Source organism: Candidatus Agathobaculum pullicola (assembly GCF_052117205.1).
Lineage (GTDB): Bacteria > Bacillota > Clostridia > Oscillospirales > Butyricicoccaceae > Agathobaculum > Agathobaculum pullicola.
Genome location: NZ_JBQKJP010000004.1, coordinates 1 through 15,203 on the forward strand (window position 1 = coordinate 1; position 15,203 = coordinate 15,203).

General features: G+C 57.2%; 14 protein-coding genes. 1 reads left to right on the plus strand and 13 read right to left on the minus strand.

Going from position 1 to position 15,203, the window contains the following annotated elements:
• Positions 1–73: 73 nt before the first annotated feature.
• The 4 genes from ACTQ3V_RS02685 to ACTQ3V_RS02700 all read right to left on the minus strand — a co-directional run bounded on the left by ACTQ3V_RS02685 (position 74) and on the right by ACTQ3V_RS02700 (position 5,524).
• Entirely contained in the window at positions 74–1,066 is a 993-nt protein-coding gene (locus tag ACTQ3V_RS02685; RefSeq protein WP_441466142.1) for an amidohydrolase, read from the minus strand.
• A gap of 364 nt (positions 1,067–1,430) precedes the next feature.
• Positions 1,431–2,795, minus strand: coding sequence for a phenylacetate--CoA ligase family protein (locus ACTQ3V_RS02690; RefSeq protein ID WP_441466143.1), 1,365 nt, complete (start codon positions 2,793–2,795; stop codon positions 1,431–1,433).
• A gap of 256 nt (positions 2,796–3,051) precedes the next feature.
• Positions 3,052–4,119, minus strand: coding sequence for a hypothetical protein (locus ACTQ3V_RS02695; RefSeq protein WP_441466144.1), 1,068 nt, complete (start codon positions 4,117–4,119; stop codon positions 3,052–3,054).
• A complete protein-coding gene (locus ACTQ3V_RS02700; RefSeq protein ID WP_441466145.1) occupies positions 4,112–5,524 on the minus strand; it encodes a protein kinase domain-containing protein in 1,413 nt (470 codons plus the stop codon). Before ACTQ3V_RS02700 ends, ACTQ3V_RS02695 begins: the two co-directional genes overlap by 8 nt.
• 287 nt (positions 5,525–5,811) lie before the next feature.
• On the opposite strand from ACTQ3V_RS02700, the gene ACTQ3V_RS02705 reads away from it, so the two are divergent.
• Positions 5,812–7,188: an MATE family efflux transporter gene (locus tag ACTQ3V_RS02705; RefSeq protein ID WP_441466146.1), complete on the plus strand. Its 1,377-nt coding sequence runs from the start codon at positions 5,812–5,814 to the stop codon at positions 7,186–7,188.
• A gap of 323 nt (positions 7,189–7,511) precedes the next feature.
• Here the strand turns inward: ACTQ3V_RS02705 and ACTQ3V_RS02710 are convergent, their stop codons facing one another.
• From ACTQ3V_RS02710 to urtD, 9 genes are all read right to left on the minus strand, one after another.
• Entirely contained in the window at positions 7,512–8,273 is a 762-nt protein-coding gene (locus ACTQ3V_RS02710) for an urease accessory protein UreD (protein WP_441466147.1), read from the minus strand.
• Positions 8,273–8,881: an urease accessory protein UreG gene (gene ureG / locus ACTQ3V_RS02715; RefSeq protein WP_441466148.1), complete on the minus strand. Its 609-nt coding sequence runs from the start codon at positions 8,879–8,881 to the stop codon at positions 8,273–8,275. The genes ACTQ3V_RS02710 and ureG overlap by 1 nt, the downstream gene beginning before the upstream one ends.
• Before the next feature lie 12 nt (positions 8,882–8,893).
• Entirely contained in the window at positions 8,894–9,604 is a 711-nt protein-coding gene (locus ACTQ3V_RS02720; RefSeq protein ID WP_441466149.1) for an urease accessory protein UreF, read from the minus strand.
• The gene (locus ACTQ3V_RS02725) at positions 9,567–10,049 is read right to left on the minus strand and encodes an urease accessory protein UreE (protein WP_441466150.1); all 483 of its coding nucleotides are present in this window, start codon (positions 10,047–10,049) and stop codon (positions 9,567–9,569) included. The genes ACTQ3V_RS02720 and ACTQ3V_RS02725 overlap by 38 nt, the downstream gene beginning before the upstream one ends.
• Before the next feature lie 14 nt (positions 10,050–10,063).
• The gene (gene ureC, locus ACTQ3V_RS02730; protein ID WP_441466151.1) at positions 10,064–11,776 is read right to left on the minus strand and encodes an urease subunit alpha; all 1,713 of its coding nucleotides are present in this window, start codon (positions 11,774–11,776) and stop codon (positions 10,064–10,066) included.
• A complete protein-coding gene (ureA, locus tag ACTQ3V_RS02735) occupies positions 11,773–12,468 on the minus strand; it encodes an urease subunit gamma (protein ID WP_441466152.1) in 696 nt (231 codons plus the stop codon). The genes ureC and ureA overlap by 4 nt, the downstream gene beginning before the upstream one ends.
• 139 nt (positions 12,469–12,607) lie before the next feature.
• Positions 12,608–13,711: a response regulator gene (locus tag ACTQ3V_RS02740; protein WP_441466153.1), complete on the minus strand. Its 1,104-nt coding sequence runs from the start codon at positions 13,709–13,711 to the stop codon at positions 12,608–12,610.
• On the minus strand, positions 13,708–14,400 hold the full coding sequence (gene urtE, locus ACTQ3V_RS02745; RefSeq protein WP_441466154.1) for an urea ABC transporter ATP-binding subunit UrtE: 693 nt from the start codon (positions 14,398–14,400) through the stop codon (positions 13,708–13,710). The genes ACTQ3V_RS02740 and urtE overlap by 4 nt, the downstream gene beginning before the upstream one ends.
• 20 nt (positions 14,401–14,420) lie before the next feature.
• Positions 14,421–15,197, minus strand: a complete 777-nt coding sequence (urtD, locus tag ACTQ3V_RS02750; RefSeq protein WP_441466155.1) for an urea ABC transporter ATP-binding protein UrtD — start codon at positions 15,195–15,197, stop codon at positions 14,421–14,423.
• Positions 15,198–15,203 lie beyond the last annotated feature (6 nt).

The following is a 15,203-nucleotide window of genomic DNA, read 5'->3' on the forward strand; positions in this document are numbered from 1 at the left end:
TGCCCCCTTTGGAAACCCCCACAAGAAAAGGCGGTACGCTACCCCTCCACGGGGCGCATACCGCCTTTTCTTGTTATCCAGCCCTCCGGCTGTATCGGTTGAGCAAAAGTCCGCGTGGGATTGATGTGGTATCTTTAACTTTGGGAAACTCCCGATAGCCATCCGGTGCATCGCTATACGGCGCGCGCAGCCATGCGGTGCGGCCCTGCGGCGATCCGTCCAGAAACATTTTGCAGCCGCCCAGTTTGAAGTGCCGATCATACCGACGCACCGCTTCGGGAAACGCATCACAGATTTCATCCATCACATCCACACCCAGATAGGCCACTACATCCAGTTCAAGCATCTGATGCGCCAGCAGCGCCTGATACAGTCCGATCAGGCTTTCCGGCATCATCCCCTCCTGCACGGTAGCAATGCCATATGAGGCATAAAGCTGCTGCGCACGGCGGCAGGCATCCATTAAGTCCGCAATGTCCGGCGCGGGAACCTTCTGCTGATACTGTAAAAAGGCGTTTTCTTCCATGTATCCGGTCAACTGACCGTTTTCTTTGCCAATCGCACCGCCTTCCGGCGCGGGCGTATCCGGTGTAACACCAAGCAATTCCAGCGCCAACGTATTGAACACACCCATATGTCCGGACTGGTGCACTATCATGATGGGGTGGCGCACGGATACGCGGTCGAGCACCGCGCGTGTCGGATGCCGCTGCTCGATCAACGCGTTCTGGTCATAGCCCTTACCAACCACCCATTGTCCGTCAGGCACGTGATTGTCTGCAATAAATCGTGTCAGCGCCTGCCCGATCTCCGCAAAATTTACCGCTTCCCCGAGCGGCGCTTGCAGCATCGCATAGGCTGCACCAGAAAAATGGCTGTGTGCATCGATGAACGCAGGCAGCAGCACGCGGCCGTCCAGATTGATCTGCGCTGCATCCTTTGCCCGCGCATGCAGGCGCTCGTATTCTCCCACCGCTGCAATGACACCGTTTTCGACCAGCAGGGCTTGCGCCTGCTCGCTCTCCTCCATTGTATGAATTGTACCGCCATAATACAGCATCTTCATTGCCGCTTCCCTCTTTTCGGTTGCCTTTGGTTTCAGTATAACACGCAAGTTCCAAAAAAATTGAATAGACTGTGAATTTTGCAGCCGTCCACACAAAATAAGGCGGTATCTCCACGATACCAGCCCTCCCCCTGCTATCCCTTATACTATTTTTTCTTCCATAAATATCGAGGAGCCATATGCAGGATTGTATACGGTAACGGCGCCTTCTGCCCTGGGGACTTGCCGGATGTGAACCTGACCGTTCTTGTTCTGCCGAAGGCGGTTATTGAGCATCTGCGCCTAATCTATCAGGCGGGCATCAGCGGCAGCCCACTGCTTGTGTTTTTTTGGCCCCGCGGCCCGAATTCCGTGACAACCGTCATCAAATGCTGCGGTCGAACTGACGGATGGAGTAGCGGAATTTCCCCGATTTGCTCGGTTCAATATGAGGAACTACGATAGCCTGCACCTCTACTCCCGGCATAAAACCAGCAACATCTCTCCGGAATGTTTCCACCTCTTCCAACGGCCCTTGCTCGTTCATCACCACCCGCAGCTCTGCATGCGCCACGCTGGTCTGAATCAGTTGAAACTGCCGGATGGTCTGATATTTTCTGGAAAGCTGGTTGACAAAATTTCCGTGGACCAGCTTTCCATCCGGCAGCTCGAAAATCGCATCCTCCCGCCCATCCAGACTTTGGATGGTAGGAAGCGTCACGCCGCACGGGCATGCTGCCTCCGGCGACAGCGTAGCAGTATCCCCCAACAGGTAACGAAGGCGGGGCATGGCCAGATTGTTCAGATCGGTGGTGACCACCAGACCGCTCTCCCCCGGCGCCACCGGCTCCAGCGTGACAGGATCCACTACCTCCAAAATACAGTTTTCTGCCATGATATGCAGATGACCACACCGACATTCATAACCCAAAATACCCGCATCGCGTGCGCCGTACTCGTTCAAAACAGGACAGCCAAACGTGTCATGAATGCTCTGCCGTCGGGAATCGTCGAGCGTTTCCGAGGTGGAAACGACAACTTTGAGATGTTTCAGGTGCAATTTTTCCCGAAACGGTTCCAGCAGACGGGCAAACGTTTCAAGCGCACTGGCATAACCATAAAGATATTCCGGCTGATAGCGGTTAAGGAAACGGACATATTGCGTCACTTCCTCCTCGGCCAAGTCGTAAGCGGAGATAACGGTCCGGTTTTTTAACAAGCGGTCCTTCCAGCGTGCAGAACGCTGCTGCTCTTGACTCAGTTCAATGGGATTTCCCCAAATCATGACACTTCTGCTGCCCGGAGTAATACCCCACCACGACAGTCCCCGCCATCGGGCCGCCTCGTAATGCTCCACGGTGTACCGATCCATAAAAAATTTCACTGGTTCTCCTGTAGAGCCGCCGGTGACATTGGGAATCAACCGCGCACAGTCATATTGGGTGTTTAAAAACCGCTGCGGCTCGTTTTGGAACGCGGATTTTTTCAGAATCGGAATGGCGCGGAATACCGCCCAAGGGTCCTTTTCAATATCCTCATCGGTGATGCCAAGACACTGATAGGCAGGCACACCTGTGGCGCAGGCGCGCAGAAGCTGCTTCAAGCGCGTCTCCCGCAGTGTGTGCAGCGCCTCCGAATCGGCATATTGCGTCTGCTTCATCTCCCGCAGATAAGTCCGAATCCGATTTCCTTTGCCGTGTTCCATCGCCGGATACAGCAGTTTTTCGATAAAGAATTTATTGACCGACATATCAGCACCCCCATTGCCTGCAAAATGCCCTGCGGCCCGCCGCGGGACATTACCATGTTTTTCATGCAGGAGCGTACAATCCTTCGCCCCTTTTTCTCGATGCAATGGGAGTATAACATGCTGTTTTACATTGTTTTCCGCAAATTGACCCTACTCGGCAGACAGAATAATACAACATGCTTTCGCAGAAAAACCCTGCAAAAAGATGCAGATGCAATCCTTTTGCAGGGTTTTTACACTTTTAAATCTCTATCAATCAGAGCAGATGCAGCAGCTCGTCCGCCTCCTCCAAATCCAGCTGTTCGAGCACATAGCGCACATATCCGACCACGCTTTCCACATCCTCCGCTTCGCTGCGGTATCCGGCCTGCCAGTATTCCTGCGCCAGTTCGGTGCAGCGGCGACGGGTTGCAGCATCCCGTGTCACCGCCAGCAGCGCCGTCGCGTTTCCGAGGGCCAACTCCGGATGCGTCAGGGCAAGCTGCTGCAACGCATAGATGAGCACACATTCCAGTCGATCCCGCGCGCGCAGCGGATCCATACCCGCGTAATGCAGCAACACATCCAGTTCTTCCAGCGTCATGTTTAGATGCAGCCCTAGCGCCGTCAGGCTGCGCCGCCGCGGTACCATACCATGGCATCGAAGCTGCGACAGTTGTTTCTCCACCCACGCCGGAAATCCCAGACTGTGCAGACTGCCTCTTCCTCCGCCGTCCCGAACCACTTCCAAACGGTGCACGGTCAGATATTCCTCCAAATATCGCTCCAGCTTCTGCTTGCGCCCGGTCAGTTCCGCCCCAAATGTCTGCAAAAACGCCGCAAATTCCGCTTCGGTATCCACGGCCGACAGATGTGCCATGAGTCTTGTAGTGGTGATGCCGGAAGGGCCGTCCGGTGACCAATCGGACAACAGCCGATGATACAACGCCTCTGCCGCGGCATAATCATACCGCATCTCGCCCTGCTCCCGCCGCTGCAAACAGAAAACGCAGCAGGCGTCAAAGGGGTCTCTCGGATTGAGGCCACAATAGCCGCCATAGCGGGAAAGCATATCGCTGACCGCCTTTGGCGGCATTGCCACACCAAAACCAATTCGAATATAGGTATCGCGGCTTTTGGGCGCGCCGCCTTGCAGCCGCCAACGCTTGACCGTATTTTTGCTCAGACCGCACCGGGAGGCAAACCGGCTGTAACTCAGTCCGGAAGCATCCAAAAGACCGGCAAAAAAGAGCTGCCAAGGCTCAGCCCACCCGTCCCGCTCTTCCAGCAAGGCCAGCACATCGGCAACCGTTTCACAGCGGGACACCTCCACCGCTCTATCCATCGCTCTCATCCCACTGACAGACAAAGCCACAGGATTGCGCATCAAACATATATACACCGTTTATGACCGAGTCATTCCATACCCAGCCCTGACCGTCCTTACGGTACATCATCAGGTAATGCTCGTCACCGCCGTCGTTGTTGGGCTCGCCGATTGCCCACGCCGCAAACTCGAACGGCGCACCCGTGACCCACCGAAAGCCGCTGCTGCTGCTGTAATTATTCGCCCCCAGCCAGACCGTGTTGATCTGGTTTTCTTCCAGCAGTTCAGTGATCGTATCCATCTGTTTCTGGCTGGTGATCGTTGCCAGATGTCCGCCCCGCGCCTCGCAGTAGACCTGCGCTTCCTCCCAATTCATGGTTGCTTTAACCACTGCATAGCGGTAGCCCTCTTCCGGCTGCACTTCCGCCAGTTTGGTTGCCGACGGCGGCAAAAAGGTCGCACGAAGCACCTGCATTGGATAGGGAAACATCGATATCGTTATGGCAAGCATCGCACAGGCCCATCCCGCCACAGCCGCCGTCCGCCAACCGTTCTTTGTCCGCTCGAGTGCCTGCAGCAGTGCATCCGCTGAGGAAAAGCGTTTCTGCGGCTGTGCCTGACAGCACCGTAAGATGATCCTTTTCAGCCGCCGGTCTCCTTCCGGAGGAGATGGCAGCTTTGCTCCCTGCCAGCGGCGGCGAACGGCTGTTTCCCGCTCGGAAAAGGGCGTATTCTCATCCATCAGTGGCAGTTGTCCATGATTAAGCAGCTGATAAAGCACAATGCCCAATGAATAGAGGTCGGCGCGCCCATCATAGACCTCGCCCCGGGCAACCTCCGGCGCCATATAGGCGGCGGTACCGGTCATCGTCTCCAGCACTCCGGCGCGGCAGCGGCGCGCGATACTGAAATCGCCCAGTTGAAACCGTCCATCGGCGGTACGATACAGATTGGCCGGCTTGACATCCCGGTGAATTAGGCCTGCGCGATGCGCAGCAGCAAGCGCGGCGGCAATATCCCGCGCGAGAGTGCTGACCTCCGATACAGACAGGCTTTCCCCTTCCCGCAGCAGTTCCGCCACACACTCCAGTTGCTCCATGCGCATGAGTACATCCCAGCCAACCAGTATATCGCCATCATACAGCGGAAAACAGGCGTCGTCGTAAAGCGTCACTACATTTTCGCAGCCGCGCAACCGCTCCAATGCGGTGATCTCTTGTCGGACATCTGCGAGACTCTGCTCCAGCTCTGCCTCCCGCCCCAAAACCGTAACGACTTTGACCACGCACGAAAAGCCCTGTTCCGCACTTTTGCCGGACAGGGTATAAACACAGCAATTGCCGTTTCGGTAAATTCGTGTTTCCGGAATCCACTGCCCCCAAAGAGGCGCATAGCCCCGCAGACGCTCCAGAAGGCTGTCCATAAGCTGCAATCCTTTCATCTCGTCATGAAATGACTTGGTTGGAAATTATTATACAATAATCCATCCAACCTGACAACTGAACTGCACCCCATTTGTTAGGCATGATACCACAGTGTCTAACAAATGGGGTGCAGTTCACAATGGCTGGCTTTTATTATTTCTGCTATACAGCGGCATGCAGTTGTGCTAAGATAGATTTGGTCTGCGTCGCCTATGCGGTCGCAGCCCTTACTTTTCAGAAAGGAGTGTGCGCACGGCTTACCCTGCGCCCGCATTGAATAACCGCCATGGAACAATCCCTTTCGACCGCCCGGCTGCTTGAACAGCATACGGTGCGGCATCTGGTGCTGCGTCTGGGCATCCCAGCGATGTTCGGCCAGTTTTTTAATATTCTGTATAGCATCGTCGACCGTATTTTCGTCGGCCAGATCCCGGACACTGGCGGAATCGCATTGGCAGCCATCGGCGTGTGTGCCCCGGCGCTGACCGCGATCACCGCCTTTGCCTATATGGTTGGCATCGGCGGCGCGTCTGCCATGAGTATCAGTCTCGGTCAGAAAGACCCGGAACGCGCCCGCGCGATTCTCGGCAATGCGCTACTGCTATTGCTCGGCATTTCAGCAGCCGTGACTGTGTCGCTTTTGTTATTCCGTCGACCCGTGCTCTATCTGCTTGGATGCAGCGACGCGATGTTCCCGTATGCCCAAAGCTATTTTACCATCTATCTATGCGGTACCGTCGCCTCGCTGTGCAGCGTAGGTCTAAATCAGTTCCTGCTCGCGCAGGGATACGCCCGTCAGGGCATGATCTCAGTGGTAATCGGCGCCGGTATCAACCTCATTCTTGACCCGCTGCTGATTTTCGGGCTGAACATGGGTGTGTCGGGGGCCGCGGTCGCGACTGTAACAGCGCAAACCTGTATGGCGATCTATGTCATCTTTCAGCTGCGTCGCCCCGACATGCCGGTGCGGCTCGGCCTGCATCCATGGCAGAGCGCGCTATGCCGCCGTATTGTGACCATCGGCTCCATGTCCTTTTTGATCACGATACTGGATAACCTGATCATTATTCTTCTGAATATCGTACTGCGGAAATATGGCGGCGCGGTACAGGGCGACCGCCTGATCACCTGCGCCACCGTCGTACAAAGCTTTTTGACTATCGTTTTCTGCCCCGCGCAGGGCATTACCACTGGCTGTGGCACGATCTTCAGCTACCACTACGGCGCGCGCAACTTTTCAAAAATCCGGCAAGCATTCGCGTACATGTTTGCACTTTGCGCACTGTTTATTGGAGCGATGCAATTAAGTGTGCAGTTGTTTCCACAGGTGTTCGCCGGGCTCTTTTTGCAGGACAGCAGCCTGCACGCGCTCGCCGCAAGTGCGCTGCGGCTGTACGCGTTTGCGCTGATTGGTGTGGCCGTGCAATATGCACTGGTCGACGGTCTGACCGCAATGGGCCTGATACGCTATGCACTGCCGCTTTCCGTGTTCCGCAAGCTGGTCTATTTGGTGTGCATCTTCGCTCTGCCGCACATTATGGACATTCAGTACATCTTTCTGGCAGGCACGATTTCAGACGCAATCGGTGCGTCGTTCAGCTTGCTGCTGTTTTTCTCATACATTTTGCCGCGGCTACGGTATCCGGACAACCGCATATCCTGATACGGCAACCCTTTTGCTGTCATCTGCAGGCTATACGCTCGAACGGCTAATTCCATCATCAAGCCAACATAAAATAGGCGTTCCCGCTATTGGGAACGCCTATTTTTGTCGGATAGATGCTACTGAAAACAAGCTGCAAACGCTAAATACTCGCATGGCAGAGTAGGCTCAGGCATGTTCTCAACCCTATTATGATAAACGCTGGATCTATTGTGTAAAGAATTCTGTATCTGCACGAAATATGCCGACGCAAGCACCCTTATGCGTTTGAAATACATATCAGCCAGTCAGGAGAAAGCAACGACATAGCCGTATTCTTTTGCTTATTCCTCCATTTGTGCCGCCAACGTGCAGAACAGTCGGTAAAGTGCGTCGCCACTGGCTGCCAACGCACGGATGCACACCCCCTGCACGGCACGGCTCGCGCCGATCAGGCCACCCGGCAGCGCGTCTGCCCGGCGCGCGGCTTCCAGCACACGCTCCTCCCATGCTGGTCCATAGGCATACAGCAGCCCCTGATGGGTCATACCTTGCCATTGCCCCAGACCAGTATGGTCGATGCACGCAGGCTGGAGTCGCGTATGCTCAGCAAAGGCCAATCGGCCATCTACCGTCACCTGTAGGTGGCTGTCCAAGCGCCGCATCTGGAATTTTTCACCCCGTCCGGCGCGGCCGCACGCCACAATTTCTGCATAAGCAAACCGACAGTCCTGCGCTAAAGACACCTGCGTTTGGCTGCGAAGATCGCTGCCCGCAAATGGGATAATCGGCTGCGGCAGAAAGCGCACGCGCGCGTTTTCCCCCACATGCAAACGGATATGCCGCGAAACATGACCTTCGCCGGTGTTGAACACTTTTTCATATCCTTGCGTGTATACTGCGGCGTTTGAGCTGTCCGCAAAGCGATATTCCGCGTCCAGCGTATCGCCCGCGAGCAGCCCTGCCGACGCCGCCATGACCATGATATCAGCGCGGTCCCCATGTATGAACGGGCGCATGATCTTATAGGGCGCGGTACAGAACATGTCTTCCAGACGTGTCCCGTTATTGTGTTTGGCCGTTTTCAGATACAGGCGGCTATCCATTATCGGTCCTCGAACAGCACGTCGGTCTCAATCCAGCGGACGACCTCATCCAGTCCCTCTCCGCTGACCAGATTGGTAAACAGAAATTTGCGTCCCTCGCGCATCCGTTCACTATCGCGCGCCATCACTTCCAGACGCGCGCCAACGAGCAGAGCCAGATCGGTTTTGTTGATGACCAGCAAATCGCTGCGCGTCACGCCCGGGCCGCCTTTGCGCGGGATTTTTTCGCCCTGTGCCACGTCAATGACATAAATGGATGCGTCGGCCAGATCCGGACTGAAGGTAGCGGACAAGTTGTCGCCGCCCGACTCGATGAAGATAATCTGCACATCCGGAAAGCGCTCGGCCATCTCCTCTACCGCTTCCAGATTCATCGAGCAATCCTCGCGGATGGCCGTGTGCGGGCAGCCGCCGGTCTCCACGCCCATGATACGCTCGGGTGGCAGGCAGGAGTTGCGCGTCAAAAACTCGGCGTCTTCCTTGGTGTAAATATCGTTTGTGATGACGCAGATGCTGTATTGCCCACTCATGCGCCGCGTCAAGCGTTCAATCAGCGCAGTCTTGCCCGAACCGACCGGACCGCCGATCCCAATTTTGATATAACCCATCGTTTTTTCTCCTTAGCTCATGTAAAGTCTGCTATACAGTGTTTCGTGCTGCATAGCCAGAATATCAAATGCCGCGCCGCTGGCACCCAAATCCTCGCGCGTGATTGCCAGCGCAGATTGCACCGCTTGTAGCAGCGCTGGCAGGTGTTCGCGCAGCACATGCTGGGCTTCCAGCTGGCGCAGCGGCACGCATTTGGCCGCGTGCGTGGTCATTGCACTCAGCAGAGAATAGCCGTAGATGGTCAGCGCTTCCTGCGCGTTCACACCATGCCCGGCGGCAAACAGACCGACTGCAATCGGATGCTGTCCGGTACAGTCGCCCTGCCGGATGTAGGTACGGTAGGCTTCCAGAACCGGTAGCGGCGCAATCTGTGCGGCCGCCTTGAGCAGCCGCATACACAGTTTGGCGCTGCCCTGGCGCACTTCCATCGGCGCGCGCAGCGCAGTATACAACTGATCGAGTAATACCCAAGCTGCTTCATCATCCGCGCTTTGCATCGCAAGCGCCATCGCGCCCAGCTCCTGATAAGGCGCCACAGCCAGATAATCCGTCAGATACTGTCCCAACGGCTCCACCGCATCGATCAAGCCGCACTGCACAAAGGTTTCCAGCCCATTTGACAGCGTAAACGCGCCAATTGGGAACAGACTGTCGCAGATTTGCAGCATGTACAGCCGCCGCAGCTCATCCATGGGCGTGGCTATGGGTGTGTTCATGCGCATGGTGATGTTCACCTGTGCCGTGGGCGCGGCAAGCTACATAATCGGAGAAGTCCGCAAAAACCTGCTTGGCATCAAACCCCAACCGCTGCAAATACAGCAGCGTCGGCTCGTCATAGGGGACGCTGACTGTATGCTCCTCAATCTGAAGCGGCAGATGTCGGTTGCCCAACTCAAAGCACAGCCGTCCCATTTCCTGCATGGTAGAAACCTGCGTTTGAATAAGCGGTGCGGGCGCGACCTCCACCACATAGATTTTGCCGTTTTGTTTGGCCAGTACATCTCCCGCGTGCAGCGGCACACCAACGCAGACGCCCAGTTCGGTGCCGTCCGCCGCCGTTTTGGCGATACGCTTTTTTTCGGTTTCAAACCACGCAAACACTACGGGGATGACCTCGTCCGTCGGGTGCTGGGCGCTCAGGTTTCCCAAAATCTTATCTGCGATCATAGGCTTTGTCCTCCTTAAAACAGAAAATATCGCTGGGCGAGTGACAGTTCGGAAAACGGCTCACAGGTGATTGGCTCGCCATCCACTGTCACTGTATAGGTTTCCGGGTCAACCCGCACATCCGCAATCACGTCGTTATGCCGCATGTCGCGCTTGCCGATATCGCGGCAGTGCGCCACCGGCAGCACCGTGCGCTTGAGTCCGAGCCGCCCGGCAATATCATGCTCATACGCATAGCGCGACACAAACGTGACGCAGGACGCCGACAGCGCCTTGCCATGTGCGCCGAACATATCGGTATAGACCACGGGTTCGGGCGTCGGGATGGAGGCGTTGGCATCGCCCATGCGGGCGGCCGCAATCGCTCCCGATTTGAGCACCATTTCCGGCTTAGCACCAAACATGGCAGGCTGCCAGAGTACAAGGTCAGCCAGCTTACCTACCTCGATCGAGCCGACATATTCCGAAATGCCGTGTGTAATGGCAGGGTTAATGGTGTATTTGGAAATGTAGCGCTTCACACGCGCATTGTCGCTGCGTTCGCTGTCACCCTCGAGTGGGCCGCGCTGCTTTTTCATCTTATCCGCCGCCTGCCAAGTGCGTGTGATGACCTCGCCCACGCGCCCCATCGCCTGTGAGTCACTCGACATCATCGAAAAGATGCCCATGTCGTGCAGCACGTCCTCGGCCGCGATGGTTTCCGGTCGGATGCGGCTGTCCGCAAAGGCCACATCCTCCGGGTTATCCTTGTTAAGGTGGTGGCAGACCATCAGCATATCCAGATGCTCGTCGATGGTGTTGTGGGTGTAGGGCATGGTCGGGTTGGTCGAGGATGGCAGCACATAATCGAACGCCGACGCACGGATGATATCCGGCGCGTGGCCGCCGCCCGCCCCCTCGGTGTGGTAGGTGTGGATGGCGCGCCCACGGAATGCGGCAATCGTGTCCTCGACGCAGCCGGTTTCGTTCAGCGTGTCCGTGTGGATGGACACCTGAACATCGTACTTTTCCGCCACCGACAGGCAGCAGTCAATTGCGGCGGGCGTGCTGCCCCAGTCCTCGTGGAGTTTCAGGCCTGCGGCGCCCGATTGAACTTGTTCGGCAAGCGGCGCCTCGGACGAGCAGTTTCCCTTGCCGAGAAAGGCCACGTTGATTGGCAAATCCTCTGCGCTTTGCAGCATACGCGCGAGATGGAACGCGCCCGGTGTACAGGTTGTGGCGTTGGTACCGTCGGCCGGGCCGGTTCCGCCGCCGATCATGGTCGTTACGCCGGAATACAGCGCCGTTCGCACCTGCGTGGGCGAGATGAAATGAATGTGGCTGTCGATACCGCCCGCGGTGAGAATCAGCCCTTCACCCGCAATGGCCTCGGTCGATGCACCGATCACCATGCCCGGCGTCACACCGTCCATAACGTGCGGATTGCCCGCCTTGCCGATGCCCGCGATTTTGCCGTCCCGGATGCCGACATCCGCTTTATAAATGCCCGTGCAATCCACGATGAGCGCGTTGGTAATGACGGTATCCAGACAATCTGCATCCGTGTGGGTGCAGGATTGTCCCATACCGTCGCGCAGGCTCTTGCCGCCGCCGAATTTGGCTTCATCCCCGTAAACGGTCAGGTCTTTTTCCACCTCGATGATGAGCGAGGTATCCGCCAGCCGCACGCGGTCGCCCGTCGTGGGGCCGTACATGAGCGCATACTCTCTTCTGGAAAGTTCTATCATTTGCCGTCGTCCTCCATCCCCAAAAATCCGAGCGTCTTTGCCTTGGTAAACGCGGCTTCGCGCACCGCCGGGTCGTCCATCGGGCCGCTGCACAGCCCGTTCAGGCCGTAGCCCTCGCGCGTGCCGCCGCTGGCCGTCAGGCGGACGCTTTTGGTCTCGCCCGGCTCAAAGCGCACCGCTGTACCCGATGGGATATCCAGCCGCATGCCCCATGCCGCACGGCGGTCAAACCGCAGACGGGCATTGACCTCAAAAAAGTGAATGTGCGAGCCGACCTGAATCGGTCGGTCCGCCGTGCTGACCACGGTCACTTCGACGGTTTCTCGCCCTTCGTTGAGGCGGATAACTCCGTCCGCGCACAGCACCTCGCCAGGCACCAGCCGCCCGGTGGTCGGGATGGGGTCGTGCACGGTCACCAGCTTGGTGCCGTCGGGAAAGGTCGCTTCGACTTGTATTTCATGTATCATCTCTGCTACGCCGTCCATGACCTCGTCTTCGGTCAGGATTTTGCGGCCGATCTGCATCAGTTCGGCCACGGTACGTCCGTCCCGCGCCATCTCGGCAATCTCGCTGGAAATGAGCGCGACCGCTTCCGGATAGTTCAGCCGCAGACCGCGCGCGCGGCGTTCCTTGGCCACGCTGCCTGCCAGATGAAGCAACAGCTTATCGGTTTCTCTTGGCGTTAAACGCATACGCTTCCTCCTTTACGCCGTCGTGTGTGCGGTGGATGCCCAAAGTATAGTGCCCGCCGCAATCTCCAGTCCAGACACAAGTGCGCCGCCGACCGCAACGGAAATCAATGCACTTGCCATATCCATACAGTGTACCTCCCTATTGTTCACAACGCGGAAAATACAAAAACACTTCCGCGCCTTCGTTTACCTTGCCTTGCATGCGGATGCGCCCGCCATGTCGCCGCATGATGCGGTCGGCCATGGCTAACCCTACACCCGTGCCCTCAAACTCGCTTTGCGCATGCAGTCGCTGGAAAATGCGAAACAGTCGCCCGGCGTAAGCCATATCAAAGCCTACACCGTTGTCGCGTACAGAAATGACGGTAAAGCCGTTCTCTTCCGCCGCACAAACCTCGATCACTGCCTGCTCCCGCGCGCGCGTGAACTTAAACGCATTGCTGATGATGTTTTTCAGCATCAGGCCGATGAGCACCGCGTCTCCCCACACGGGCGGCAGCGCGCCGCAGCGCAGCACAACGCTCCGGTCCGGCTCGGCCAGCTGCTGCTCCTGAAAGCACGCCCGCAGCATCGCTTCCAGATCGAGCCTCTCAAACAACGGCTTGATGTTGCACATTCTCGAAAACTCGAGCAGCCGGTTGATCATGGCGGTCAGTTCTCCAGCCTTATCGTCCAGCATGGTCACAATATGCGCCGCCTCACCGTCAAGATGGTCTCCCAGTTCCTCCCGCAGCGCGGAAAGCAGCATGCGCATCACGCTGAGCGGGCTTTTCAGGTCGTGCGAGACTGCTGAGCAAAAGCGGTCGAGTTCATTATACGACTCGGCCAGCGCTCGCGTCTGCTGCGCGATACGCAGATGCGCCGAAATGCGCGCAAGATACTCTGCGCGCACAAACGGCTTGGAAACATAATCGCAGCACCCGGCCTCAAAGCCGGCAGTGATCGCCGCAGGATGGCTGTCAGCGGTCACAAAGATCACGGGGATATCCTTGGTGCGTTCCTGCTGCTTGATGCGGCGGCACAGCTCCAACCCATCCATACCCGCCATATGTACGTCGAGCACGATAAGGTCGGGCATGTGCCGCTCCAGAAAGGCAAGCGCCGCCTTTCCACTCGCTGCGGCGTGCACCCGATAGCCTTGCTGGCGCAGAATGGCGCCCGCAAACGCAAGATGATCAGGCAGATCGTCGACAATCAGGATGCTCGCACCCACCTCGATTGGCTCCAATACGCTGCCGCTCATGCCGTCATCAGGTGCTGCACATGCGCCGCGTCCGCTTCTGCGGTCATGCTATCATAAATCAGCTCACCCTTTTCCATCACATGTAGGCGGCTGGTGTTTTGCATCACAAAATCCAAATACTGCTCGACCAACAAAACGGTCAATCCAAGCTCCTTGTTGACCCGGCGGATTGCCGTTCCGATGTCCTCAATGACCGAGGGCTGAATCCCCTCGGTCGGCTCGTCGAGAATCAGAATCTTGGGCTCTGCTACCAGCGCGCGGGCAATCGCCAGCTGCTGCTGTTGGCCTCCGGATAAATCGCCGCCGCGTCGTGCGGCGAACTTCGGCAGAATGGGAAACAACTCATAAATATAATCCGGCACCTTGCCGCGCTTTTTGCGCGCATACATGGCAAGTACCAGATTTTCCTGCACGGTCATCTGCGGGAAGATATCGCGCCCCTGCGGTACATAGCCGACACCTGCCGCCGCACGCTCATAGGTCGGTCGGCCGATCAGTTCCTTGCCGTCCAGCTGGATGGAGCCGCAGGGCGTGCGCACCAGCCCCATAATGCTTTTGAGCGTGGTCGATTTGCCCACGCCGTTACGCCCGATCAAGCCCACGATTTCGCCACGCGGCACCTCTATCGACAGCCCGTGCAGCACGCAGCTTTCCCCGTAATAGCTATCCATGCCTGTGATTTTCAGCATCACCCGTTCCTCCCTTTGCGTTACGACGCAGCGCTGCCGCGTCCCAGATACACTGCCTGCACTGTGGGGTCGGCCAGAACCGCGTCCACCGTGCCCTCGGTCAGCACCTTGCCCTCGTGCAGCACGGTCACAACGTCTGCTGTCTGCCGCACGAAGTCCATATCGTGCTCAATGACAATGACCGTGCACTCATTTTTGATCTCCCGCAGGATTTCGCCCGTGCGCATGGTCTCGGGCTTGCCCATACCGGCCGCCGGTTCATCCAGCATGATGATCTCCGGCTTTTGCACCAGCTGCATGGCAATCTCCAGCCACTGCTTTTCACCGTGCGCCAGCGCTCCTGCGCGCTCTTGTGTGCGGTCACGCAGACCGACGCGCGCCAGCACCGCATCAATCTGTTCCAGTTCCTCCTCCGAGGGCCTGCCAAAGATGGCATCCCAAATGCCCTTGTGTCCTTTGAGCGACAGCAGCATGTTGTCCCACACAGTCAGTCCCGCAAACACGCTGGGCACCTGAAATTTGCGTCCAATGCCCTCGCGCACAATGCGATATTCTGGCATACCGGTCAGGCGGACGTCGCTGCGCGCCGCTGGATGAAAAATCACCGTACCGGAGGTCGGCCGCGTCTTGCCGCAGATAATGTCGAGCAGCGTCGTCTTGCCCGCGCCGTTCGGCCCAATGAAAAAATGAATCGAATGCCGCTTGACGGCTGCGTTGACCTCGGTCAGCGCATAAAAACCGTCAAAGCAGACCGAAATGCCCCTGATATCGAGTACGACCCCTTTTTCCTGTACCATCCTGCA